General features: G+C 35.4%; 25 protein-coding genes and 1 pseudogene. 19 read left to right on the plus strand and 7 right to left on the minus strand.

Features of this window, described 5'->3' with window-relative positions:
- Positions 1-56: 56 nt before the first annotated feature.
- From lpxD to ACM6F9_RS04310, 9 genes are all read left to right on the plus strand, one after another.
- Positions 57-1088 carry a UDP-3-O-(3-hydroxymyristoyl)glucosamine N-acyltransferase gene (gene lpxD / locus ACM6F9_RS04270; protein WP_414844555.1) on the plus strand — a complete coding sequence of 344 codons (1032 nt, stop codon included), beginning with the start codon at positions 57-59 and terminating at the stop codon, positions 1086-1088.
- Positions 1081-2478 (plus strand): bifunctional UDP-3-O-[3-hydroxymyristoyl] N-acetylglucosamine deacetylase/3-hydroxyacyl-ACP dehydratase, encoded by a 1398-nt coding sequence (locus tag ACM6F9_RS04275; RefSeq protein WP_089689994.1) that lies wholly within the window; start codon positions 1081-1083, stop codon positions 2476-2478. The genes lpxD and ACM6F9_RS04275 overlap by 8 nt, the downstream gene beginning before the upstream one ends.
- Entirely contained in the window at positions 2479-3273 is a 795-nt protein-coding gene (gene lpxA / locus ACM6F9_RS04280; RefSeq protein WP_034699162.1) for an acyl-ACP--UDP-N-acetylglucosamine O-acyltransferase, read from the plus strand.
- A 24-nt stretch (positions 3274-3297) separates the two neighbouring features.
- Positions 3298-3633: a hypothetical protein gene (locus tag ACM6F9_RS04285; RefSeq protein ID WP_414844556.1), complete on the plus strand. Its 336-nt coding sequence runs from the start codon at positions 3298-3300 to the stop codon at positions 3631-3633.
- A gap of 15 nt (positions 3634-3648) precedes the next feature.
- Positions 3649-4215 carry an elongation factor P gene (gene efp, locus ACM6F9_RS04290; RefSeq protein WP_076596574.1) on the plus strand — a complete coding sequence of 189 codons (567 nt, stop codon included), beginning with the start codon at positions 3649-3651 and terminating at the stop codon, positions 4213-4215.
- A gap of 67 nt (positions 4216-4282) precedes the next feature.
- Entirely contained in the window at positions 4283-5182 is a 900-nt protein-coding gene (locus tag ACM6F9_RS04295; RefSeq protein ID WP_414844557.1) for an LpxD N-terminal domain-containing protein, read from the plus strand.
- Complete coding sequence (locus tag ACM6F9_RS04300) at positions 5182-5748, plus strand: hypothetical protein (protein ID WP_414844558.1); 567 nt, start codon at positions 5182-5184, stop codon at positions 5746-5748. Before ACM6F9_RS04295 ends, ACM6F9_RS04300 begins: the two co-directional genes overlap by 1 nt.
- A gap of 90 nt (positions 5749-5838) precedes the next feature.
- A complete protein-coding gene (sucD, locus tag ACM6F9_RS04305) occupies positions 5839-6711 on the plus strand; it encodes a succinate--CoA ligase subunit alpha (RefSeq protein ID WP_047378735.1) in 873 nt (290 codons plus the stop codon).
- An 18-nt stretch (positions 6712-6729) separates the two neighbouring features.
- Entirely contained in the window at positions 6730-7401 is a 672-nt protein-coding gene (locus ACM6F9_RS04310; protein ID WP_414844559.1) for a porin family protein, read from the plus strand.
- A 111-nt stretch (positions 7402-7512) separates the two neighbouring features.
- Here the strand turns inward: ACM6F9_RS04310 and ACM6F9_RS04315 are convergent, their stop codons facing one another.
- From ACM6F9_RS04315 to ACM6F9_RS04325, 3 genes are all read right to left on the minus strand, one after another.
- Positions 7513-8823: an ABC transporter permease gene (locus ACM6F9_RS04315; protein ID WP_414844560.1), complete on the minus strand. Its 1311-nt coding sequence runs from the start codon at positions 8821-8823 to the stop codon at positions 7513-7515.
- Positions 8824-8827: 4 nt separating this feature from the next.
- The gene (locus ACM6F9_RS04320; protein ID WP_414844561.1) at positions 8828-9739 is read right to left on the minus strand and encodes an ABC transporter ATP-binding protein; all 912 of its coding nucleotides are present in this window, start codon (positions 9737-9739) and stop codon (positions 8828-8830) included.
- A 109-nt stretch (positions 9740-9848) separates the two neighbouring features.
- On the minus strand, positions 9849-10199 hold the full coding sequence (locus ACM6F9_RS04325) for a T9SS type A sorting domain-containing protein (RefSeq protein WP_414844562.1): 351 nt from the start codon (positions 10197-10199) through the stop codon (positions 9849-9851).
- Between the two features lie 118 nt (positions 10200-10317).
- Here ACM6F9_RS04325 and hemB point away from each other — a divergent pair, with 118 nt between their 5' ends.
- On the plus strand, positions 10318-11307 hold the full coding sequence (hemB, locus tag ACM6F9_RS04330; protein WP_414844563.1) for a porphobilinogen synthase: 990 nt from the start codon (positions 10318-10320) through the stop codon (positions 11305-11307).
- A gap of 145 nt (positions 11308-11452) precedes the next feature.
- Positions 11453-11599, plus strand: a complete 147-nt coding sequence (locus ACM6F9_RS04335) for a bacteriocin-like protein (protein ID WP_414844564.1) — start codon at positions 11453-11455, stop codon at positions 11597-11599.
- Between the two features lie 80 nt (positions 11600-11679).
- Here the strand turns inward: ACM6F9_RS04335 and ACM6F9_RS04340 are convergent, their stop codons facing one another.
- Positions 11680-11973 (minus strand): TM2 domain-containing protein, encoded by a 294-nt coding sequence (locus ACM6F9_RS04340; RefSeq protein WP_414844565.1) that lies wholly within the window; start codon positions 11971-11973, stop codon positions 11680-11682.
- Between the two features lie 186 nt (positions 11974-12159).
- Here ACM6F9_RS04340 and lptB point away from each other — a divergent pair.
- The 3 genes and pseudogenes from lptB to ACM6F9_RS04355 all read left to right on the plus strand — a co-directional run.
- Positions 12160-12885, plus strand: a pseudogene (gene lptB / locus ACM6F9_RS04345) (LPS export ABC transporter ATP-binding protein); the annotation flags it as partial.
- A 336-nt stretch (positions 12886-13221) separates the two neighbouring features.
- A complete protein-coding gene (locus ACM6F9_RS04350) occupies positions 13222-13473 on the plus strand; it encodes a hypothetical protein (protein WP_414844566.1) in 252 nt (83 codons plus the stop codon).
- A gap of 168 nt (positions 13474-13641) precedes the next feature.
- Positions 13642-15369 (plus strand): ABC transporter ATP-binding protein, encoded by a 1728-nt coding sequence (locus tag ACM6F9_RS04355; protein ID WP_414845100.1) that lies wholly within the window; start codon positions 13642-13644, stop codon positions 15367-15369.
- Between the two features lie 49 nt (positions 15370-15418).
- Here ACM6F9_RS04355 and ACM6F9_RS04360 read toward each other — a convergent pair whose 3' ends face one another.
- Both ACM6F9_RS04360 and ACM6F9_RS04365 read right to left on the minus strand, forming a co-directional pair.
- Positions 15419-15883, minus strand: coding sequence for a carboxymuconolactone decarboxylase family protein (locus ACM6F9_RS04360; protein ID WP_414844567.1), 465 nt, complete (start codon positions 15881-15883; stop codon positions 15419-15421).
- Positions 15884-16072: 189 nt separating this feature from the next.
- Positions 16073-16645 carry a Crp/Fnr family transcriptional regulator gene (locus tag ACM6F9_RS04365; RefSeq protein ID WP_414844568.1) on the minus strand — a complete coding sequence of 191 codons (573 nt, stop codon included), beginning with the start codon at positions 16643-16645 and terminating at the stop codon, positions 16073-16075.
- An 84-nt stretch (positions 16646-16729) separates the two neighbouring features.
- On the opposite strand from ACM6F9_RS04365, the gene ACM6F9_RS04370 reads away from it, so the two are divergent.
- The gene (locus ACM6F9_RS04370; protein WP_414844569.1) at positions 16730-17683 is read left to right on the plus strand and encodes a helix-turn-helix transcriptional regulator; all 954 of its coding nucleotides are present in this window, start codon (positions 16730-16732) and stop codon (positions 17681-17683) included.
- Between the two features lie 224 nt (positions 17684-17907).
- On the opposite strand, the gene ACM6F9_RS04375 is transcribed toward ACM6F9_RS04370, so the two are convergent.
- On the minus strand, positions 17908-18399 hold the full coding sequence (locus ACM6F9_RS04375; protein ID WP_414844570.1) for a DinB family protein: 492 nt from the start codon (positions 18397-18399) through the stop codon (positions 17908-17910).
- A gap of 171 nt (positions 18400-18570) precedes the next feature.
- Here ACM6F9_RS04375 and ACM6F9_RS04380 point away from each other — a divergent pair, with 171 nt between their 5' ends.
- The 4 genes from ACM6F9_RS04380 to ACM6F9_RS04395 all read left to right on the plus strand — a co-directional run bounded on the left by ACM6F9_RS04380 (position 18571) and on the right by ACM6F9_RS04395 (position 23313).
- Entirely contained in the window at positions 18571-19155 is a 585-nt protein-coding gene (locus ACM6F9_RS04380) for a hypothetical protein (protein WP_414844571.1), read from the plus strand.
- Between the two features lie 335 nt (positions 19156-19490).
- Entirely contained in the window at positions 19491-21911 is a 2421-nt protein-coding gene (locus tag ACM6F9_RS04385) for a TonB-dependent receptor plug domain-containing protein (RefSeq protein ID WP_414844572.1), read from the plus strand.
- Positions 21912-22106: 195 nt separating this feature from the next.
- Entirely contained in the window at positions 22107-22676 is a 570-nt protein-coding gene (locus tag ACM6F9_RS04390) for a cob(I)yrinic acid a,c-diamide adenosyltransferase (protein ID WP_414844573.1), read from the plus strand.
- Positions 22666-23313 (plus strand): thiamine diphosphokinase, encoded by a 648-nt coding sequence (locus ACM6F9_RS04395; RefSeq protein ID WP_414844574.1) that lies wholly within the window; start codon positions 22666-22668, stop codon positions 23311-23313. Before ACM6F9_RS04390 ends, ACM6F9_RS04395 begins: the two co-directional genes overlap by 11 nt.
- Positions 23314-23363 lie beyond the last annotated feature (50 nt).

Below are 23363 nucleotides of genomic sequence, written 5' to 3' on the forward strand. Positions count from 1 at the left end.
ACGATCTGAAACCAAAAAATGTTTGCAAATTCTAGAATTTCTTATCTTTGCAGAATATGGAATTTACAGCTTCGCAAATTGCAAGTTTTATTGACGGAAAAATAATAGGTGACGAGAATGCACTTATTACAGGGGTTTCACCAATTGAAAATGGTGAATCAGGACATCTTTCTTTTATAGCACAAGATAGATTTTCTCATTTTTTGGATACCTCAAACTGCTCTGTTATTATCGTTTCGGAACAACTTCTGGATAAAAATAGTTATAACCCTACCTTAATCGTTGTAAAAGATGCCTATCTTTCTTTTCAGATTCTGATGAATTTATATCAGGAAATGCAGGGAAGAAAAGAAGGTGTTGAGGATGGCTCATCCATCCACGATACAGCAATAATAGGAGATAAAGCCTATATTGGAGCATTTACTTATGTTTCTGAGAAAGCTAAAATCGGGGAAGGGTCACAGATCTATCCACATGTATATATAGGCAAAGGAGTAAAAATTGGTAAAAACTGTAAGATAGACAGTGGTGCCAGAATTTATGACTACTGTATTATTGGGGATAATTGTGTGATTCATTCCAATACGGTAATTGGAGGTGATGGTTTTGGTTTCCAGCCAACAGCCGAAGGCTTCAAAAAAATACCACAGCTTGGAAATGTAATCATTGAAGACGATGTAGAAATTGGTTCAAACTGTAGTATCGACAGAGCTACAATTGGTTCTACCATTATAGGAAAAGGGACTAAAATTGATAACCTGATTCAGATTGCCCACAACGTAAAAATAGGTCAGAACAATGTAATTGCTGCACAGGCAGGAATTGCAGGTTCTACCACTATTGGTGACTGGAACCAGATTGGTGGTCAGGTAGGAGTTGTAGGACATATCAAAATAGGAAATCAAGTGAAAATTCAGGCCCAGAGTGGCGTGAATTCCAGCGTTAATGATAGAGAAACATTGTATGGCTCACCAGCAATCAGCTACAATGACTATTTGAGAAGCTATGTTCATTTCAGGAACTTACCTGGAATAGTAAATAGAATAAATAATCTTGAGAATAACTCAAAAGATAATACTAATGAGTGATATGCAAAAAACACTTCAGCAGGAGGTTACTCTTTCTGGAATTGGTCTTCACACTGGTAAAGAAGTAAAACTTACCATTAAACCTGCTAAAGAAAATACAGGTTTTGTATTTGTAAGAACAGACCTGGAGGGACACCCTCAGGTAGAAGCAGATGTAAATTATGTTGTAGCAACAGAAAGAGGTACTACATTAGAAAAATTAGGAGTAAAAATTACTACTTGCGAACACCTTTTAGCAGCTCTTGTTGGTTGTGATATTGATAACGCAGTTTTAGAAATGGATGCCTCAGAACCTCCTATCCTGGACGGATCTTCAAAATACTTTGTGGAAGCTATCGAAAGTGTTGGAGTAGCAGAACAAAGCGTAGCAAGAGAATATCTTGTGGTAAAAGAAGTTCTTACATACAGTGATCCGGCTACTGGTTCGGAAATCACAATCATTCCTTCAGATACTTACGAAGTAACAACAATGGTAGATTTTGGGACTAAAGTTTTAGGTACTCAGAATGCTACTCTTAAAAATATTTCAGAATTTAAAGACGAAATCTCATCAGCTAGAACATTTAGCTTCCTGCATGAATTGGAAATGCTTTTAGATCATGGTTTGATCAAAGGTGGAGATATTTCCAATGCCATTGTATACGTAGATAAAGATCTTACTCCTGAAACTACAGAAAAATTAAAGAAAGCCTTTGGAAAAGATAATGTATCCATCAGACCAAACGGTATTCTAGATAATCTTAATTTAAATTATCCTAACGAAGCGGCAAGACACAAATTACTCGATGTAATAGGTGACCTTGCTTTGGCAGGGGTGAAAATAAAAGGTAAAGTTATTGCCAACAAACCGGGACACTATGTGAATACTCAGTTTGCGAAAAAACTAAACCGCCAGTGGAAATTGCAGAAAAAGAAAAACGTTCCGGATTTTGACCTGACAAAAGAACCAGTATTTGATATCAACGGAATTATGAAGCTTATGCCTCACAGACCTCCGTTCTTATTGATTGATAAAGTTCTTGAACTTTCAGACTCTCACGTAGTAGGGTTGAAAAATGTAACCATGAACGAGCCATTCTTTGTGGGACACTTCCCTAAAGAACCTGTAATGCCAGGAGTACTTCAGGTAGAAGCATTAGCACAGACAGGAGGTATTCTTGTATTGGCAAGCGTTCCGGATCCTGAAAATTACTCTACTTATTTCATCAAAATTGATAAAGTGAAATTCAAGAGAAAAGTAATTCCGGGAGACACACTAATATTCAAAATTGAATTGATAGAGCCTATCAGAAGAGGAATTGTTCATATGCAGGGGTATGGATATGTAGGAGATGCAGTAGCAGTAGAAGCAGAGCTTATGGCTCAAGTTGCAAAAAATAAAGTTGATTAAATGATTCATCAATTAGCAGCCGTAGATAAACGTGCGAAAATCAGCAAAAATGTAATCGTAGAACCTTTTACTACAATTGCAGGGGATGTAGAAATTGGAGAAGGAACCTGGATTGGTCCTAATGTAACCATCATGGATGGTGCAAGAATAGGGAAGAACTGTAGGATCTTTCCCGGGACTGTAATCTCTGCAATTCCCCAGGATCTGAAGTTTGATGGTGAAGATACTCAGGTAATTATCGGTGACGAAACGACAATCAGAGAGTGTGTTACCGTAAACAGAGGGACAAAAGCCTTAGGGTATACCAAAATAGGTGCTCACTGCCTTATTATGGCAACTTCACACATTGCACATGACTGTGTTATCGGAGATCACGTAATCATCGTAAACGGGTGTGGTATTGCAGGCCACGTGGAGATTGGAGATTATACGGTAATGGGAGGTTTATCAGCTGTTCATCAATTTGGTAAAATCGGGAAGCATGTGATGATTTCCGGAGGTACTTTGGTAAGAAAAGATATTCCGCCTTACGTAAAAGTAGCAAGAGAGCCAATGTCTTATGCAGGTATCAATTCTGTAGGCTTAAGAAGAAGAGGATTTACCAATGAGAAAATTTTTGAAATCCAGAAAATCTACAGAGCAATCTTCCAAATGAAGATGAACGTTTCTCAGGCTATTTCTCATATTGAAAAAGAAATGCTTCCAACGGCTGAAAGAGATGAAATCTTACAGTTTATTCAAAACTCACCAAGAGGTATCGTAAAAGGATACGGAACCGGAAAGGATAGAGAATAATTTAATAACAAATACTATCAGGCTATGAAAAGTTTACTTGTACTTACAGCGCTTTCTGCAACATCTTTTTTGTTTGGACAGCAAACAGAAAAGTCTGAAACCGGGAAAAAAGAAAAACCTTTTACCATAGAAAGAAAAATTTCTGAAGTACCTAATGATAGTATTGCAAAGAATAACTTAAATAGTATTCTGAAACAGAAAAATACCGGAAGTTCAATTTTAGGAACAGCCGATCAGTATAAATCTGATCTTCAGATGAATGTAAACAGATTGAATAATAATGTGAATACGTTCAATAATAATACATTTAACAGAATGATGCCGCAAGGGCAGGGAATACAGTTTAATAAAAGAAAATAAATATCTACAAAATTAATGGCAACAAGTAACGATATCAGAAAAGGTCTTTGCATCGAATATAGCAATGATATTTTTAAAGTAATCGAATTTCTTCACGTAAAACCAGGAAAAGGACCTGCTTTCGTAAGAACAAAATTAAAATCAGTGACTAACGGAAAAGTAATTGATAACACTTTCTCTGCAGGACACAAAATTGATGAAGTAAAAGTAATCACAAGAAAATTCCAGTATCTTTATGATGATGAGAACGGATTCCACTTCATGAACAATGATGACTTCTCTCAATTATACATCAACAAAGAAATGATCGAAAACTCTCAGTTTATGAAAGCTGGTGAAGAAGTAACAATCATTTTAAAAGAAGCTGATGAAACTCCACTTTCTGCTGAACTTCCACAGTCAGTATATCTGGATGTGATTGAAGCTGATCCGGGTGTAAAAGGAAACACTGCAACAAACGCTCTTAAAAACGCAATCGTTGAAACAGGAGCAAGAGTTATGGTTCCTTTGTTCATCGAACCGGGAGACAGAATTAAAGTAAGTACTGAAGACGGTAGCTACTTAGAAAGAGTAAAAGAATAAATAAAATTTACATAAATTCGGTTTGCATTAGCAGTCCGAATTTTGTTTTATAAGAAAATCTATTGTTATGAGATTCCATTCTCCGCAAAAGCTTAAAACGATTGCAGATTTAATAGGTTCAGTATTTGTTGGACCTGAAGACTTTGAAGTATTGGGAACTAATGAAATTCACATGGTAAAGCCAGGGGATATCGTTTTTGTGAACCATCCTAAATATTATGACAAAGCTTTAAACTCTGCAGCAACTATTATTTTAATTGATAAAGAAGTAGAATGTCCGGAAGGCAAGGCACTTTTAGTTTCTGATGATCCTTTCAGAGACTTTAATAAAATCAATACTCATTTTACCAGAATATATAATTTCACAGAAGAACTTCACGATGTTGAAATAGGAGAAGGCACAAAGATTCACTCTTCAGCAGTGATTGGAAACAATGTGAAAATCGGAAAAAATACCCTTATCTTCCCTAATGTTGTAATCGGCGACCGTACAGAAATCGGAGATAATGTCATTATTCAATCCAATACAGTGTTAGGAGGTGATGCGTTTTATTACAGAAAATTAAACGGAAATTTTGACCGCCTGATTTCGGTAGGAAATGTGATCATCGAAAACAATGTAGAGATTGGAAATGGATGTACCATTGACAGAGGAGTTACAGACTCTACCATTATTGGTGAGGGCTCTGTTTTGGATAACCAGATTCAGATCGGACACGACACCGTTATCGGGAAAAAATGTCTGATTGCTTCTCAAGTAGGAATTGCAGGATGTTGTATCATTGGAGATGAGGTGACATTATGGGGACAGGTAGGAATCGCTTCCGGGAACAAAATTGAGTCAGGATCTGTACTTTTGGGAAAAACAGGAGTAAACAGAGATCTTGAAAAAGGAACCTATATCGGGATGTTTGCAGAAGATTTCAAAACTTATCTGAAAAAAGAAGTAAAGCTGAGAAAACTGTGATGAAGAATTTACTAGCTCTATTTCTTTTTATATATTCAATAAGTTTCGCTCAGAAATCACAGGTTGAATCAAAGGTTACATTTAGCGACAACAGAATAGTAGATGCTAAAATACCTTTTATAACAAACCTTTTTGATAGTAATCAGATTGATGAGATAACGATTAGCGACAGAAAAGTTAAGATTTTGGAAGATGGAAAAGCTATTAAGTACCAGCCTTCTGAAATTCAGAAAATAGAATTTACAGATCTTAAAGGTAAACCAAGGATTTTCATTTATTTTCCTTTAGAATCAACTAAAACTTTGGTGGAGCTTGTGTATGATGGTAAAAAAATAAAATGGGTGAAAGCATATAGACGCCACGGCTATGATGGATCTACCCTTGTATCAGATGTCTTGTTCAAAGGAGATATAAGACAACCTTTGAATATTTTGGTCAATAACAGGAAGAAATTAAAACAATTAATGGTTGAAAAACCCGAACTTGAGCCACTTATTGAAAATATTAATTATAACAGACTTAAGGAACAGGATTTAATCGATCTGTTGAAAAAATATGATGAATAAAATCAGATTTAAAAATTTTTTTAACGACAAATAATCATTATTTTTGTCTGACGTATAAACTGAAAATAAATAAATTAAAACAACAATAAAATGTCAATTTTAGTAAACAAAGATTCTAAAGTAATTGTACAAGGATTTACAGGGAACGAAGGAACTTTCCACGCTGGTCAGATGATTGAATACGGAACAAACGTAGTAGGTGGTGTTACTCCAGGAAAAGGAGGTAGCGAGCACTTAGGAAAACCGGTATTTAATACAGTTGCTGACGCTGTTGAAAAAGCAGGAGCAAATGTAAGTATCATTTTCGTACCACCGGCATTCGCAGCAGACGCTATTATGGAAGCTGCCGAAGCAGGAATCAAAGTGATTGTATGTATTACTGAAGGTATTCCTGTAGCTGATATGGTAAAAGTAAAATCTTACATCGCAGACAGAGACTGCAGATTAATCGGACCAAACTGCCCTGGAATCATTACTTCTGAAGAAGCTAAAATTGGTATTATGCCAGGTTTCGTTTTCAAAAAAGGTAAAGTAGGTATCGTTTCAAAATCAGGTACTCTTACTTACGAAGCTGCTGATCAGGTAGTAAGAGCAGGTTACGGTATCTCTACTGCTATTGGTATTGGTGGTGACCCAATCATTGGAACGACTACTAGAGAAGCATTAGAGCTGTTTATCAACGATCCTGAAACTGAAGCGGTGGTAATGATCGGTGAAATCGGTGGAGGTCTTGAAGCTGAAGCTGCAAGATGGTACAAAGCAAGCGGATCTAATAAGCCGGTTGTAGGTTTCATTGCTGGACAAACTGCTCCAAAAGGAAGAACTATGGGGCACGCAGGTGCTATCGTAGGTGGTGCTGAAGATACAGCTCAGGCAAAAATGGAAATCATGAGAGAAAATGGTATCAATGTAGTAGATTCTCCTGCTGATATCGGTGCTACTGTAGCAAAAATCTTAGGATAAAATACAAAACCAAAACATATGAAAAAACTTTTATTAGCCTCAGCCCTGACTCTTTCTGCTTTATCTTTTGCACAAGTGCAATGGGAAAGCACAAGATTTGGTGTTACAGGCGGCCTAAACTACTCCAGAGTATCCAATGCCCATAACCCTTCGGGCCCAAGATATACTTTTCAAGGTGGAGCTTTAGCTTTAATCCCAGTAGGGAAAACAAATCAATTCTTTATACAACCCGAAGTTCTATACTATGGTGCAGGAGAGACAGGGAAAAATAAAGATTCTAAAGGTGTAAATGGTTATGATGCTCTATACGCAAATAACTATCTGAGCGTACCTCTTTATTTTAAAGGGTATTTTTCAGAAGCTGAATCTGAGTTCTTTGGATTATTAGGGCCAAGATTTAACTTTCTGCTAAGTCAGAACGTTAAAGATATTCCAGCAAACAGACCTTATTATGATCCGGATGTTACTGATCCTTCACAGCCGGCAGGCGTAAACGGGAAAGCAAACAGCTTTAACTGGGGATTAGGATTAGGAATCGGATATAGCTACAAAAGACAACTTGAAGTAGCAGTAAAATATGATTTAGGTCTTGCCGATACTTATCCTGGTCTAAGAAATGAAACCAAGGGTAGTAGTAAGAAAAAATCAGAGCAGGTTTTAGCACTTACGTTAAGCTATATATTCAACTAGAATATTTCAAAATAAAAATCCCGGAAATTAAGTTTCCGGGATTTTTTTGTTTATATGTTTTTAATTATCAAAGGAAATAGGAACACTTCTTTCTTTGCCTTCTTAATTATTTTACCCTCTTATCCACTTCCAAAGCTCTTTCATAGTAGCTTTATTTCCATACATCAGAATACCTACACGATAGATCTTTCCCGCCAGGAAGATCATAAAAATAGTAGTTGCCAGTAACAATACGATAGATAATACAATCTGCCATATAGGAACTCCAAACGGAATTCTGGCAATCATTGCAACAGGTGATGTAAACGGAATGATCGACAGCCAGAAACCTAATGGTCCGTCCGGATTGTTCATTAATGTGAAGCTTCCATACATCCCTAATGTTAATGGTAAAATTGCAAATAAAGTGAATTGCTGTGTTTCTGTTTCATTATCCACAGCAGAACCAATTGCGGCATAAATAGAACTGTAAAAAATATATCCTAAAAGGAAGTAAACGATGAATACAAAGATAATCAATGGGAAATTCAGTTCCAGTAAACTGTGAGAAATCTGGGTAGCAAGCTGTCCCATATCCAGTTTACTCGCAAGTTCTTCGCTTCCTCCCGGAATATTCTTCTGAAGAGGAGAGAAGCCTGTGTTTAAAACCAGTGCTCCTATTACAGACATTGTGATCCAGATCAGAAACTGTGTCAATGCAACCATTGTTACTCCCAGAATTTTACCCATCATCAGTTCAAAAGGTTTTACAGAAGAAATGATGATCTCTACAACACGGTTGTTTTTTTCCTCAAGCACACTTCGCATTACCCTTACCCCATAAATAATGATAAACATAAAAGTAACATACATCAATACCATACTTAGCCCGGATTTCACTCCAAAAGCAAGATCAGAATCTTCTTTATTATTATCCGTAACATTGATGGTTTTTAATGTGAAATTTTTATCAAGATCATTTAGCTGTGTCTCCTGAATACCCAGTTGCTTAATTTTTTCTTTTTTAACAACATCGCTGATGTCAGAAACGATTTTCTGCTTTGTATCAAATCCTATTTTACTGTTGATCACTAATCTTGTGTCCTTTTCAAGGGCATCAAAATTTTGATTTTTCAGCTCAGGAAGAATCAAAATACCATCCAGAGATTCATTTCCCTTTAAATTGTTGATCTTAGATTTTTCATCTGCAGCAGAAACAAAAACGTAATTTAATTTATCATTAGATTTTAGCTGATTGGTAAATAGTCCGCTTTTATCAACCACTTCTATAATACTGTGAGATTCATTCGCCTTAAACATCAATCCGATTACTGCTCCAAAAGCAATAATCATTACCGGAGCAAGGAGTGTCAATATGATGAAAGATTTTTTCTTAACCTGCGTAAGAAACTCTCTCTTGGTAATTAAAAAAATATTATTCATAAAATTAAGAATGGTTACTTACAGCGTTAATAAACACCTCATTCATACTAGGAATTCTTTCGTCGAATGATCTCACTTTACCTACCTGTACAAGATCAAGAAGAACATTATTCTGGCTTTCTTCATTTTTCAGGTCAAAAGAAATAAGATTATTTTCATTGGATAAATTGAAAATATCATACTTGCTTTTGAAGCTGTCAAACTGATCGTTGCTTACCTCAGAAAGGGTAACTCCAAAAATATTTTTTTTGAATTTTTCTCTTACGTCAAAAACCCTTCCGTCAATAATCTTTTTAGAATTGTTGATCAAAGCAACATAGTCACACATTTCTTCCACACTTTCCATTCTGTGGGTAGAAAGAATAATAGTTGTTCCATTATTTTTAAGATCAATGATCTGATCTTTGATTAAATTAGCATTAACGGGATCAAAACCTGAAAAAGGTTCATCAAGAATTAAAAGGTGAGGTCTGTGAAGAACGGTAACTACAAACTGAATCTTCTGTGCCATTCCTTTAGACAGCTCGGAAAGCTTTTTCTTCCACCATTGATCAATGTGAAGCTTTTCAAACCATTTTTTAGCTTCATTCTGAGCATCACTTTTACTCATCCCTTTAAGTTCACCGAAATATAGAATTTGATCACCAACACTCATGTTTTTATACAATCCTCTTTCTTCGGGCATATAACCGATGTCTTTGATATGACTGGGATTCAGTTTTTCTCCATTGATGAAAATATCTCCTGAGTCGGCCTGAGTAATTTGGTTGATGATACGGATAAAAGAAGTTTTCCCGGCTCCGTTGGGACCTAAAAGACCATAAATACAGCCTTTCGGGACATGGATGCTGAAATCATCCAGTGCGACCTTTTTACCGGCATTATAGGTCTTTTTAATATGTTCAGCTTTTAGCATTAAAATTGTTCTTTTTACTATTAGTATTAAAAAGTCCCGAAAGTTACGGAAATATTAAAACAGAATTAATGTAAAAAGAAAAAATCCTGATGATTATCAGGATTTTAATTTATTGTTTTACAATTTGAGTAACTTTCTGTGTGTTGTCACTTAAAATATAGCGTATCATATATTTTCCGGGCTTTAATTTTTCAATATTAATCTCACCGGAGTTCATGTTTACTGTATAACTGGCAACCTGCATACCCAAAATTGAATAAAAAGTCACACTCTTGATCTTTAAAGATGGATCTTTTGCCTTAACGATAAGAAAATCCTTTGCAGGATTTGGATAGGCAAGCAATACCCCATCATCTGCCTTTTGAGTGATGGAACCCGGCTCTTTAAGCTGAGCTTTTAAATTGTTGGAAAATCCAACAAAAGTGCCTACAAATAGAAATAAAAGTAAAAGTTTTTTCATCAAATTTATAATTTCTCGAATATATATAACAAATATAATAAATTCTACAATTTCATACAATAGTTTTTTGTAGAACTTATATTAAATTTGTAGAAACTTATTCAAAAAGTATTCCAAAATGATACATTCAAGAAATAGAAGACTTAGAGTTAATGAATCTATCAGAAGTTTGGTAAGAGAAAATGTGCTTACAACTGATGATTTTGTAATGCCGATCTTCGTAATGGAGGGCGAAAACAAGCAGGAGGCAATCCCGTCTATGCCGGGAATTTTTAGGCGGAGTATAGATTTAACAGTAAAGGAATGTAAGGAATTATTTTCTTTGGGAGTAAAAGCTGTCAATTTGTACATGAAGGTGTCAGAACATCTGAAAGACAATACAGGAAAAGAAGCCTGGAACAAAGACGGATTAATGCAAAATACCATTAAAGCAATCAAAGATGCGGTTCCGGGAATGATTGTGATGCCTGATGTAGCGTTGGATCCTTATTCCATCTACGGACACGACGGAATCATTGAAAACGGAAAAGTATTGAATGATGCTACCAATGACGCACTGGCAAGAATGTCAGTATCTCATGCAGAAGCAGGGGCAGATCTTGTAGCTCCAAGTGATATGATGGACGGAAGAGTGCAGATCATTCGTGAAGCATTGGAAGAAAGCGGATTTACAGATGTGGGAATTGTAAGCTATGCTGCCAAATATGCAAGTTCTTTCTATGGACCTTTCAGAAGTGCTTTAGACAGTGCTCCGAAAGATGATATGGAAATTCCAAAAGATAAAAAGACTTATCAAATGGATTTTCACAATACCCGTGAAGCATTGAATGAGGTTTTCAAAGATATTCATGAAGGTGCAGATATGATTATGATTAAACCAGGTCTTCCTTATTTGGATATCGTTTCCAAAGTACGTGAAGCTATTGACCTTCCGATTGCAGTATACAACGTAAGTGGAGAATATGCCATGGTAAAAGCGGCTGCTCAAAACGGCTGGTTGGATAATGACAAAACGATCATTGAAAGTCTGACATGTTTCAAAAGAGCAGGAGCAGACATGATCTTCACCTATTTTGCGAAAGAAGCGGCTATCTTATTGAATAAATAAAAGCTAAAGGATTATTGATCAGGATATAAACGTTAATGTTACGTTAATAGCCTTTGTCAGTAAGTTCTTCATAGATAAAAATATTATTTTTGAGTTAAACTAATTTCGAGAAACGAAATCATTAAAACATCAAAAAGAATTATTTATGAAAAATCTTAAAAAGATTGAGAGAAATCAATTGAAGAAGATCAAAGGGGGCGACATTATTATTGATAATCCTAATTGTGGAACATGGTGTAAAGGAATCTGGCATCCATGTACAATCAACCATTTGGCTTGTCCTCCAGAATGATCGTATCCAATATAAAAACAAATAGGCCGTTCGAATGAGAACGGCCTGTTTTATTTTAATAAAGAATATGAATATTGATTTTATAACCAACCCTTTTTTCCATATACATAAGTATCATCAAATTGCTTGTCACTCATAAAAAGATATAAAATTCCCTCAATAAAAGGAATAACAGTTGCTGCTCCTAAAGTAACTACATTAAGAACCAGCTGAATAATAGCTTCCTTTTTATAGCCCAGGTAAAATTTATTTAAAGCCAGCCATCCCACAAGAATTCCCAATAAAGCAGCAGGGATTTTCTTCTCTGAACGGTATGGAACATTGCTTTCCTGGTTTTGTACATTTTCTGTTTTTGTATAACCGTAATTTTCCATTTCTTATTATTTGTAATTGATTGATATGTTTTATGATAAGTAGTTTAAAATGATAAAAAGTTACAAGAAGAAAAACGATGAAACGATGAAAAGGTAAATTCTTTTATGACAATTTTATGATTTTGTCTTTTCTCTTTTTTACTTTTTCGCCTCTCTGCGAGTTTATATTTTTGATATATTTGCCCTATGATTTTACGAGGAGAAAACTTAATCAAGGAATACGGTCCTAAAAAAGTTGTAAAAGGCGTTTCTGTACAGGTTCAACAGGGAGAAATTGTTGGTTTGCTGGGTCCCAATGGAGCAGGAAAAACCACATCGTTTTATATGATTGTAGGGTTGGTTAAGCCCACTTCAGGAAAGATTTTCCTGGATAAACAGGAGATTACTACAGATGCCATGTACCGAAGAGCCCAAAAGGGAATAGGGTATCTGGCGCAGGAAGCTTCGGTTTTCAGAAAGTTGTCTGTAGAAGAAAACATCATGGGAGTATTACAGCTGACCAAGCTTTCGAAGCGTGAGCAGCAGATCAAATGTGATGAACTGATTGAAGAGTTTTCTTTACAACACGTTCGTAAAAACAGAGGAGATCTTCTTTCCGGAGGAGAAAGACGTAGAACTGAAATTGCTCGTTGTCTTGCTACAAGCCCGAACTTTATCCTTCTGGATGAGCCTTTCGCTGGGGTAGACCCGATTGCCGTAGAAGATATCCAGAAAATTGTAAGAAGCCTTGTTGATAAGAATATCGGAATTCTGATTACCGACCACAACGTACAGCAAACTCTTGCTATTACTAATAAAACCTATATTATGTTTGAAGGAAAGATCCTGAAAGAGGGACTTCCGGAAGATTTGGCAAACGATCCACAGGTAAGAGAAGCCTATTTGGGTGAAAACTTCGTCTATCAAAGTATTTTGGATAAACCTAAAAAGAAGAAATACGCTTATAATATTTGGGCAGGTAATTTTGATTCAAAGGCTCAGCTGCAGGGATTTGTAGATGAAAACTTCAGACAATTTGATGATTTGAGACTGATGTATGGTTTTGAAGATATCAGCTTTGCTTCATTAGCGAATTCTGAAATTGAACATATCTTTAATGATGTTGTGGATAAAAATGCCAACAACTCATTTATTTTCCAGAAAAAGGAAATCAATACTAATTATTCTCTGGAGCAGGCAGAAGCAGAATCTAAAGAAGCCAGCAGAAAAGAGCTGCACTACCTTACAACTTATCTATTTGAAGGATAGATGGATGATCTTTATAGATATGAAGATTTTCAAGTAGGAACCAAAGTTTTCTTGGATAATGAATACGGTATTATAGTGAATGTAAAGTTTCATAAAAATTCAACTGTAGTCCGTTGGGATACATCTCTTGAAAATGATTTTGAGGATTGGTCAGGAATGTGGGGGCCTTTTGTACAAATGGGAGGGAAGATAATTGATCCAAACTATCAATTCAAATACATCAATGACGATGGTACATTGAAAGATTTTTAAATAAATCTTAGATGAACAGTTTAATAATAATTCGTACCTTTTTCTTTTGAAAGCGGTACGTTTTTCATTTAAAAATGACTTCTATTTATGGCTAAACCTTTTAACAGAACCGTAACCTTATTCGGAATCTATAAGCAGCTCGTTCCATTTATCAAACCTTATCGTCCCATGATTTACGGAACACTGTTTCTTACTTTTCTGGGAGCTCTTGCAGCGCAGGTGAACCCGATTGTTTTGAAATATACCGTGGATGAGGTCACTAATCTTACCCATCTTCCGCATCCGATGACGGAGGGGATTCATATTCTCATTATCATTTCCATTATTTTACTGGGAAAAGAATTGCTCAACATTTTTATCAATTTCGGGCAAAAATTTTATGGCGAAAAAATCAGGATTAATGTAAGCTCTGTATTGGCACAATCCGCGATTGATAAGATTCTGACCTATAGAGTTGCTTATTTTAATGATGAAAACCATGAATCCGGGAAATTACAGATCAGAATAGACCGTGGAATAGAGAGTCTGACAAGACTGGTTCAGAATTTCTTTATTGATATTCTTCCTCTTTTTTCCAATGCGATCATTGCGCTGATCATTATGTACATGCAGAACGTGTATGTTGGGCTTGTTTCTACAATCATTGTTCCGATTTACTTTTACATCAGTTCTCTGCAAGCTAAAAAGCTGGGCGGAGTTCGCCGTCAGCTTAGAAATCAAAGAGAAAAAAAGACCTCAGGACTTCTGAATCTGATCAATTCAATCATGGTGATTAAAAGTTTTGTCCGTGAAAAATTTGAAGGAAAAAAACAGTACGATCTTCAGATGGAGTTGATGGAAAGCCAGATGATTACCAGGAAAACGAACTTTATTTATGATGGTTTAAAGACCTTTATAGAGCAGTTCGGAGTGGTTTTAATTATCCTTTTAACTGTTTATCTTGTGCTTGATCAGCAGATGACTATTGGAGCAATCATGCTTCATATCATGCTTTTTAACAACGTTTCTGCTCCCATTCGCCAGCTTCACAGGATTTATGATGATATGAATGATGCCATGATCTATGCTGAAGGGTATTTTGATATTCTGAATGCAGATAATGAAACAGAATCCAACGGGAATTTTGTTGAAAAAGAAATCAAAGGAACTTTTGAATTGAAAAATGTTGATTTCACATATCCCAATGGTACAAAAGCTTTGCATGATGTTTCCATGAAAATTGAAAACGGAAAAACGACAGCTTTGGTAGGATTAAGTGGTGCTGGAAAATCTACAGTTATTAATCTTTTATGTAAATTCTATCTTCCGGATTCCGGAGAAATTCTCTTAGACGGAGTCAATCTTAATGAATTTGACAATACTTTTCTGAGAAGTGATCTGGGGCTGGTACTTCAGAGAAATCATATCTTTCAGGGAAGTATAGAAGATAATATCCGATACGGAGATATGAATGCCAGTTTTGAAGAAATTGAAGAAGCCGCAAAAAAAGCGTATCTGCATGACCAGATTATGGATCTTCCTGACAAATACCAGCATGATGCTACTCAACTTTCAGGAGGGCAGCAGCAGAGAATTGCGATTGCCAGACTGTTTCTTAAAAATCCTCCAATTATCTTTTTGGATGAGCCCACAGCCAGCTTAGATGCCATAGCCACTGAACAGATTAAAAACTCTTTAGATGCGATAAAAGAAGGAAGAACCGTTATCATCATTTCCCACTCACTGTCACAGATTCTTGATTCTGATATCATTTATGTCATGAAAAAAGGAAGAGTCGTTGAAAATGGAACCCATGATGAATTATACAATAAAGAAGGAACCTATCGTGAGATTTTTGATGCTTCAGCCCGAAGTTTAAATCTCGATAAACTGGTGAATACTTTTAAAGAAAATTAAATAAAAAACTCAGCGGTAAGGCTGAGCTTTTATATTTTTATAATTGTGATTAATGGGCTTTTTCCGGAACCTGATACGTGCCTACATCTGCTCCGAAAGCAATATTGATTCTGTTATAGCTATTGATAGCAATCACAGCCATTGTTAAATCTACCATTTCAGTTTCAGAGAAGTAATGACTTACTTTTGAATAAATTTCATCATTTACTTCTTTACCATTCAGAGCCGTTAAGGTTTCAGCCCATAGAAATCCTGCTTTTTCTTTGTCTGTATAAAATGAGCATTCTCTCCATGCGCTTACCAGAAATATTCTCTGTTCAGTTTCACCTTTTGCCAGTAATTCTTTAGAATGCATATCTAAACAGAAAGCGCATCCGTTCATCTGTGAAACACGGAAATACATCAGTTCCAGAAATGAATTGTCCAGTGAGGAATTTTGTACCTGAAATCCCATAGTGTGAAGTGCGTTTACAGCCTTGTTTCCGATCGCAAATGCGTTGATTCTTTGTGACATAATATTTATTTTTGTGATTAATTATATGACAAATGTAGAAGGTAATTTTCCTGAATTTTTTTACAAATGATAAATTTTAAAAGGAAAGATTTTTGAAGCTGGAGGATGGGAGCGGGATGCTGGAAGTGACTATTAGGTAAATAACTTCTATTCTGGCTACAATAACTTCTTTCTTCCAGCATCCTTCCATTAAAGTTTTTGCGCTCTGATTCTGCTTAAAGAAACCTGAGTGATACCAATATAATCTGCAAGATCTCCAAGGCTGATGCGCTGAATAAGATCAGGTCTTTGTTTCAGAAAATTATGATACCGCTTTTTCCCATCGTCTTCAAGCATTTCACTAATTCTGCCCATCATATTCACCGGAGCTTTAGAATAGAGTTTACTGAAAAGTGTTTCTGCGGTGTGGTATTTTTTGCATAACCCTTCAATCACATCTCTGTGTATCCGGAGAACCTGAGTAGGTTCCAGAGCAACGATCATATATTTTGACGGCTGTCCGGTAAGAAAACCGCTCAGTTCTGCAAAAAATGCATCTTCAGCAAAAAAGGTCATGATGAAATCTTTATCTCCATTATCAAAAAACAGTTTTACAAGCCCTTTTTCAATAAAATAAAAATACCTGCAGGTTTCATCTGCTTTTAACAGAAAATCTCCCTTCCTGTACATTTTGGATTCCAGACTGGAAACAAGTGCGTCTATCACTGCCTGTTCCGGTTTTAAAATTTTTTCAATAGACTGAACAAAATGAGTATGAAGCATAAAGAAAAGACTGTTTGGTGAAAAATAAAATTAATAAAAAAAGCCGTCTCATTTCTCAAAAAAGAATTTTAGCTTTGTTAGATAATGAACGATCACTATTTAAAAAAACTCGATCGGGTAACAGCTATTCTTACCCAGCTGCAATCTAAACCTATTGTGCGGGCTCAGGATCTTGCTGAAAAATTCGATGTAAGTATCAGAACCATTTACCGTGATGTGAAAACCCTTGAAAATGCGGGAATTCCTATTGTTGGAGAAGCTGGGAATGGTTATTCTTTAATGGATGGTTACAAACTTCCTCCCATTATGTTTACCAAAGAAGAAGTTTTAAGCTTCATCACCGCTGAAAAACTGATGCAGAAATTTTCTCATCAAAGCTTGGGAAATCATTATCAGGCAGCCATGGAAAAAGTACGTTCGGTATTAAGGCATTCTGATAAAAACCTGATTCAGAATATTGAAAAACAGATTGATGTTTTCAGCTTTCATACAGATTCCGGAGATTCTCTTAAAAATGTGATTCCTATTATTCTGGAAAGTATTGCAGAGAAAACCCAACTCCATATAAGATATAAAACTGTAGACGGAAGGGTGGATAACAGAACTATCGAAACGGTTGGGATGTTTTTTGAGTTTAATATTTGGTACATCATGGCATACTGTACATTGAGAAAAGATTTCAGACAGTTTCGTATCGACAGGATTTTAGAAATTTCAAAAACACAGAATCCTTATTTGCAGGAATACGGACAGGTAAATGATTACCGTAAAAAATCAAACGGGAATAAAGTTAAAGCCAAACTTCTGGTTGACAAAAAGATAATGAATCATCTGGTGAATTCTAAAAAATACTATGGACTGACCGAAGAAGTTGAGACAGAAAATGGAGTAGAACTCACTTTTGAAACAGAATGGATTAACGATGGGTTTCCACGTTGGGTTATCACTTTTGCAGACTATGCTACTGTTTTGGAACCGGAAAGTCTTCGTACACGATTGAATGACCTGTTAGTGAAAATGATAGAAAGACATCAATAATAAAACCCCAACAAGACAGCTGTTGAGGTTTAAAGACTTAATTGAGGCAAATAAATGAAATGGTTAATAAGCTAAAGGCAAAATTGCAAAAAAGCTAAATTTGTTTTGTCGCAAAAATGATATGAGTTGTTGAGGTTGAATAAAATCACTATTAATAAATGACATTGCAGTTGTATTTTATTTCAGGATTTCTGCCTTTTTGCAATTTTACCTTTTTGTTTTTATTAGAATCTTTCCCAGAAGAAAGGAGGTTCTATTCCTAAAGCTCTCAGATAAACATATCCCTGTCCACGGTGGTGAACTTCATTATCTACAAAATAAAGAATGTTCTGATATACCGGGAATTCATACTCTCCAAACAGATTGAAGGTTTCCTGGAAACGCTCCTCAGAAATCAGGTTAAAATAATGATTAATCACGCCTGTTTCTTCATCCCACTTTTTTAAAAGTTCTTCTTTTGTTTTTGGATTGAATGCTTCTTCGTTATAAGCTTCCATAGTTCCTTCCACAATTCCTTTTAAAGCAGGCCCTCCAATACCAATCAGTTCCACCGCCAGTTTTGCAAACGGTCTCATTCCACCTACTGAAAATTCAAATAATTCTTTTTCAGGAAAAGCTTCAATCACTCTTCTTGTAAGATTTCTGTGTCCCTGCCAATCATTTAATAGCTGTTCAGAAGTCATGAATTGTTTAGTGGCTGTTGCTGTAGTTGTCATAATGTTATTTATTTTGTTTGTTGTTGATACAAAGGTAAGAGAGGGTTATGACAACAGTTTGTCAGTAGGATTTTTGATATTGAAAAAATAATTTTTTAATCTTCAAATATTGGCTCCACTTTTGCGTTAGAAGAGTAGTGTATTACTGAAAAAAACGCAATTAATAGAATTATGAAGAAGTATATTTTGCCTATTGTCACTGCTTTTTTAGTAGTATCATGCAATAAGATAGAGGAGAAAATTGACCAGACTGTTCAGAAAACAACAGAAACTGTGCAGCAGAAAGCACAGCAGGCTGTAGAAGAAACGGTAAAGAAAACAGTGAATGAATCTATTAATTCTCTAACCAATTCCGAAGACGTTAAATTTAATACCGTTTTCCCTGGTGCAGGAACTTCCATTGTTTCTGATGAAAAAGGGAAGAAAATTAAAATTCCCGGAAGATCTGAAGGGTATATTTTTAAATACAAAGCAGATATTGCGGTATTGCTCCCATTTTTAGAAGGACAACCTACTTCTGATGAAAGTAAATCTGATAAAACTGCCCGTAAGATTGATGGACAGAATATTATAGATAAAATAAGTTTTATATCAAAATTCCTTCCTGACAATACTTTTGATGCAAGTATTCTGGAAGATATAAAGTCCGATAAAAACATTCAGTATTATAAACTGAAAAGATTTCCCAACAGTAGTACGATAATCTACAACCCAAAAAATCAGACCATCATACAATACGTAGAGGTAAATAAATAATTTGGATATGGCCGGTTTCTCCCGGCCATTTTTTGTACACTGTCATTGCGTGCCATAAGCAAAGCGATCACAATTTACTGAAAACTACTTACCCATAAGAATGAAATCATGTTTATTTCTGATGTTAACTAATTATTTTTTTAATACAAATAGGGTGTTATTGCTTTATTTATTTTTATATTATTAATAAATAACTTTATATTTTGCAAATCAATTCTTGTTTTTATGAAATAATATAATTTTTGTTAATAGAAGAGCGAATTGTTATTATATATATTATTTTTGTGTTTAATATCAATATTTTTACTAGATTTATTGAATTATTAACAATTGACATGAGAAAGAATTTATTTAATATAAAAATTTGTGCATTAGTATTAAGCGGATCGGGCACTGTGGTATATGCTCAGGACAGCATAAAACAAAATAAAATAGATGAAGTGGTGGTTACCACTGGTAGAACCAAGCCTAGAACGATCATTACTTCAGCAATTCCTATTGATAATATTTCAGCAGTACAGCTAAAATCTACAGGACAAATTACTTTTGATAAAGCTTTAACATATGCTGTTCCCTCTTTTAATTCATCACAGCAAACTGTTTCTGATGCAACGGCTCACTTTGATCCTGCGGATTTAAGAGGATTAGGACCTTCCAGAACATTGGTTTTGGTGAATGGTAAAAGAAAAAATCAAAGTGCTTTAATTTATGTAAATGATACACCGGGAAAAGGTGAGGTAGGTACGGATCTGAAAAGTATTCCATCTGCAGCCTTACAGAATGTAGAAGTGTTGAGAGATGGTGCATCTGCACAATATGGGTCTGATGCTATTGCAGGAGTAATCAATATTATTCTTAAAAACAGCGTTGGAAAAAGTACAGTCAATCTTTTTTCAGGGATTACTTCGAAAGGAGACGGCTTTAATATCGGAGCAGATTTTAATACAGGAATCAGAGTTGCCAAAAATGGAAGTCTAAACCTTACACTGGGATATTCTTCCCAAAATAAAACCAACCGAGCAGGCTCTGTTACAAAAGATGAACTTTTTGGTGTGGATAATGCCTGGACGCAAGCTAATCCTGGTTTAGGAATGATTATTGGGCAGCCGGAGACAAAAGTTGCCAATATGTTTGTGAATTTTGAGTTACCAACAGGTGAAACGGGTAAGTTTTATGCTTTTGGAGGTACAACTTATAGAAATGGAACCAGTTATGCTTTGTATAGAACACCGTATTGGGTACCTTCAGATTTTGGTTTATTAACTCCACAAGGACAACCTTACAATGGATTTCAACCGCAATTTAAAACAGATGTTTATGATTATAATTTAACCTCCGGGTGGAAAGGCATGTTTGGAAAATGGAATTTTGATGGGAGTGCAACCTTTGGCTCTAATGCTGTAGATTATGCTGTCGCAAATACTATTAATACATCTTTGGGTGCCAATTCGCCAACCCGTTTTAGAGCAGGAGGTCATCAGTTTAGTAATATTATAGGAAACATAGATATCAACCGAAATTTTGGTACGTTTGTGTTAGGAGCTGGTGTTGAAGTTCGTAATGAAAACTATAAAGCAAGAGCAGGGGAGGAAGCCTCTTATATAGGGAGTGGAGCAGAATCATTCCCGGGACTGCAGCCTCAAAATGAAGTCAATAAAAACCGCCAGAATATTGGAGCTTATTTGAATGCTGAATGGGATGTTACAAAAAACCTGTTAATTGGAGGAACTGTGAGATATGAAAATTTCAGTGATTTTGGAAATAATGTTTCATGGAAAGCAAATGCAAGATATAAATTGTTAGATGATAAATTGGTTTTCCGTGGATCTGTTTCTACAGGATTCCGTGCACCTTCATTACACCAGATTTATTATTCCAATGTTCAAACCAAAATTACAGGGAATACGGTAGCTAATCAGGGTACTTTTAATAATGATTCTCAAATTGTAAGATCAGATCTTGGCGTACCAAAATTAAATGCTGAAAAAGCCTTTAACATTACTGGGGGATTTGCGATAAAACCTTTCAAAAACCTGACGATCACAGCAGATTATTATAGAATAAAAATTAAAGACAGAGTACTTTTCTCAGGAGATATTGGGTACAAAACCGGTGCTCCGGGGAGTCCGGATCTAACAAACCCTGTAGAAGTAATATTAGACAATAACAAAATAACCTCTTTGAAGTTTTTCACTAATGCAGTAAATACCGTTACTCAAGGGGTAGATTTTGTAGCTAATTATAATACTTCTGCTATTGGCAAAGGAAGATTGGGAATTATTGCCGCTTTCAATTATAACGAAACAAAAATAGTAGATAATATTGCGGTTCCTCCTATTTTGGCTGAAAATGGTTACTCAGAAAACTTTTTTGACAGAAAAGAACAGTCCAGAATTACCACTGCAAGACCAAAAACAAAAACTATTCTTAGTCTTTCGTATGATATTTCAAAGTTTAATTTTAACTTTAATAATACTTATTTTGGTTCTGTTACATGGCAGCACGCCACAGATCCTGCTAAAGATCAGACATTCTCTGGTAAGGTAATTACAGATTTAGTTTTAACATATAAAATTACAAACGACCTTAAAGTTTCCGGAGTGGTAAATAATTTATTTAATATTTATCCGGATGTGATAGACAGCAAAGGAGATGTAGTAACAGATCTTGGAGGAAGGTTTAAGTATCCTTGGGAGGTCAATCAGTTTGGATTTAACGGAACAACTTTTCAGCTGAATGTTAATTATACTTTTTAATCTATAAATAAAGGAATTGGAATTTGCTTTGTCATACTGAACAAAGAGGAAACAATTTCAAAAGATATAAAAACCAACTTATGCAAACATTCCCTGACATTATTCTTAATGTCAGGGAATGTTTTTTTCAGATAGGATAGACGTTATTACTGCATTTTACTTTTTACATTGTACAAAAAAAGGTATTTTAGTAGTATGAAAATTTATACGAAAACAGGAGATAAAGGTCAGACAGCATTATATGGTGGAACAAGAGTTTCCAAAGCCAGTGCAAGAGTAGACAGTTATGGAAATATAGACGAGCTGAATTCATTCATCGGGATTGCAAAAAGTCATATCGAAGATGAAGAAGTGTTGAAACAGCTGAAAAAAATACAGTTTGATTTATTTACGGTAGGTTCAGAAGCTGCAACCCCTGTAGATAAGTTGATGCTGGCAAACGGAAAATCACGTCTTCCGATCATCATTTCAGAAACAGAAATTGAAGAACTGGAACAATGGATGGATGCTTTTGAGGAAAAACTGGAACCGCTTCAGTATTTTATTTTGCCCGGCGGAGGAAAATCAGCGACTTTTTTACACGCAGCAAGAACCATCTGCAGAAGAGCAGAGCGTTCATTGGTGTTTTTGAATGAATCAGAAGAAGTACGCCCCGAATTGATTAAATATTTAAACAGGCTTTCAGATTATCTTTTTGTATTGGCCAGATATATTTCAAAACTGAACAACGAACCGGAAGAATACTGGAACCCGAATGAGAGATAAAGCATTACTTTTCATCAACGGAGATGCTCCAAAATCATTACCTAATCCGGAAAAATATGGTTTAATTGCCTGTACAGATGGTGCTTTCCATTATTTAAAAAAAATGGGTTTTCCACTGGATAAGCTGGATTTTATTTCCGGTGATTTTGATTCACACTCCGGATCAGATGAAGATATGTATGAGGGAAAATTCATCCTTACATTAGATCAGGAAAAAACAGATTTTCATAAAGCGTTGGAAATCATTCAGGAAAGAGGTTTTTCAGAGATTGATGTTTTCGGAGGAAGCGGAGGTGAACAGGACCATTTTCTGGGAAATCTTACGGTTGCTTATGCATTCAAAGATCAGATGAATATCAAATTTTATGATGAATTTTCAGAATATTATTTTATTCCCAATCATTTTACATTGAAAGGAGTAAAAAATAAAATGATTTCTCTCTATCCATTTCCATCAGTGAATAATATGACCACAAAAGGACTGAATTGGCCTTTGACTAATGAGAACCTAAGCATTACTTCAAGAATAGGAACCCGGAATTTTGCTGTTGAAGATGAAATTGCCGTGGAATATGAATCGGGAGCTGTTTTATTATTTGTAGGAATCAAGGAGATAGAATATCCTGCAATTTATTAGAGTGATTATTATCAATAGAAACGGGCTATAATCCTGAGCTTAGACGAAGT

Source organism: Chryseobacterium sp. IT-36CA2 (assembly GCF_949767875.1).
GTDB lineage: Bacteria > Bacteroidota > Bacteroidia > Flavobacteriales > Weeksellaceae > Chryseobacterium.

Bases quoted from the DNA above. Each gene is read 5' to 3' on its own strand.
- lpxA (WP_034699162.1), top strand. From the start codon at position 2,479: ATGATTCATCAATTAGCAGCCGTAGATAAACGTGCGAAAATCAGCAAA.
- ACM6F9_RS04295 (WP_414844557.1), top strand. From the start codon at position 4,283: ATGAGATTCCATTCTCCGCAAAAGCTTAAAACGATTGCAGATTTAATA.
- ACM6F9_RS04395 (WP_414844574.1), top strand. From the start codon at position 22,666: ATGAGAGATAAAGCATTACTTTTCATCAACGGAGATGCTCCAAAATCA.
- ACM6F9_RS04325 (WP_414844562.1), bottom strand. From the start codon at position 10,199: ATGAAAAAACTTTTACTTTTATTTCTATTTGTAGGCACTTTTGTTGGA.
- ACM6F9_RS04320 (WP_414844561.1), bottom strand. From the start codon at position 9,739: ATGCTAAAAGCTGAACATATTAAAAAGACCTATAATGCCGGTAAAAAG.
- ACM6F9_RS04365 (WP_414844568.1), bottom strand. From the start codon at position 16,645: ATGCTTCATACTCATTTTGTTCAGTCTATTGAAAAAATTTTAAAACCG.
- sucD (WP_047378735.1), top strand. From the start codon at position 5,839: ATGTCAATTTTAGTAAACAAAGATTCTAAAGTAATTGTACAAGGATTT.
- ACM6F9_RS04275 (WP_089689994.1), top strand. From the start codon at position 1,081: ATGAGTGATATGCAAAAAACACTTCAGCAGGAGGTTACTCTTTCTGGA.
- ACM6F9_RS04390 (WP_414844573.1), top strand. From the start codon at position 22,107: ATGAAAATTTATACGAAAACAGGAGATAAAGGTCAGACAGCATTATAT.
- ACM6F9_RS04335 (WP_414844564.1), top strand. From the start codon at position 11,453: ATGAAAAATCTTAAAAAGATTGAGAGAAATCAATTGAAGAAGATCAAA.
- ACM6F9_RS04385 (WP_414844572.1), top strand. From the start codon at position 19,491: ATGAGAAAGAATTTATTTAATATAAAAATTTGTGCATTAGTATTAAGC.
- ACM6F9_RS04285 (WP_414844556.1), top strand. From the start codon at position 3,298: ATGAAAAGTTTACTTGTACTTACAGCGCTTTCTGCAACATCTTTTTTG.
- ACM6F9_RS04300 (WP_414844558.1), top strand. From the start codon at position 5,182: ATGAAGAATTTACTAGCTCTATTTCTTTTTATATATTCAATAAGTTTC.
- efp (WP_076596574.1), top strand. From the start codon at position 3,649: ATGGCAACAAGTAACGATATCAGAAAAGGTCTTTGCATCGAATATAGC.
- lpxD (WP_414844555.1), top strand. From the start codon at position 57: ATGGAATTTACAGCTTCGCAAATTGCAAGTTTTATTGACGGAAAAATA.
- ACM6F9_RS04340 (WP_414844565.1), bottom strand. From the start codon at position 11,973: ATGGAAAATTACGGTTATACAAAAACAGAAAATGTACAAAACCAGGAA.
- ACM6F9_RS04355 (WP_414845100.1), top strand. From the start codon at position 13,642: ATGATTTACGGAACACTGTTTCTTACTTTTCTGGGAGCTCTTGCAGCG.
- ACM6F9_RS04310 (WP_414844559.1), top strand. From the start codon at position 6,730: ATGAAAAAACTTTTATTAGCCTCAGCCCTGACTCTTTCTGCTTTATCT.
- ACM6F9_RS04360 (WP_414844567.1), bottom strand. From the start codon at position 15,883: ATGTCACAAAGAATCAACGCATTTGCGATCGGAAACAAGGCTGTAAAC.
- ACM6F9_RS04375 (WP_414844570.1), bottom strand. From the start codon at position 18,399: ATGACAACTACAGCAACAGCCACTAAACAATTCATGACTTCTGAACAG.
- hemB (WP_414844563.1), top strand. From the start codon at position 10,318: ATGATACATTCAAGAAATAGAAGACTTAGAGTTAATGAATCTATCAGA.
- ACM6F9_RS04370 (WP_414844569.1), top strand. From the start codon at position 16,730: ATGAACGATCACTATTTAAAAAAACTCGATCGGGTAACAGCTATTCTT.
- ACM6F9_RS04380 (WP_414844571.1), top strand. From the start codon at position 18,571: ATGAAGAAGTATATTTTGCCTATTGTCACTGCTTTTTTAGTAGTATCA.
- ACM6F9_RS04350 (WP_414844566.1), top strand. From the start codon at position 13,222: ATGGATGATCTTTATAGATATGAAGATTTTCAAGTAGGAACCAAAGTT.
- ACM6F9_RS04315 (WP_414844560.1), bottom strand. From the start codon at position 8,823: ATGAATAATATTTTTTTAATTACCAAGAGAGAGTTTCTTACGCAGGTT.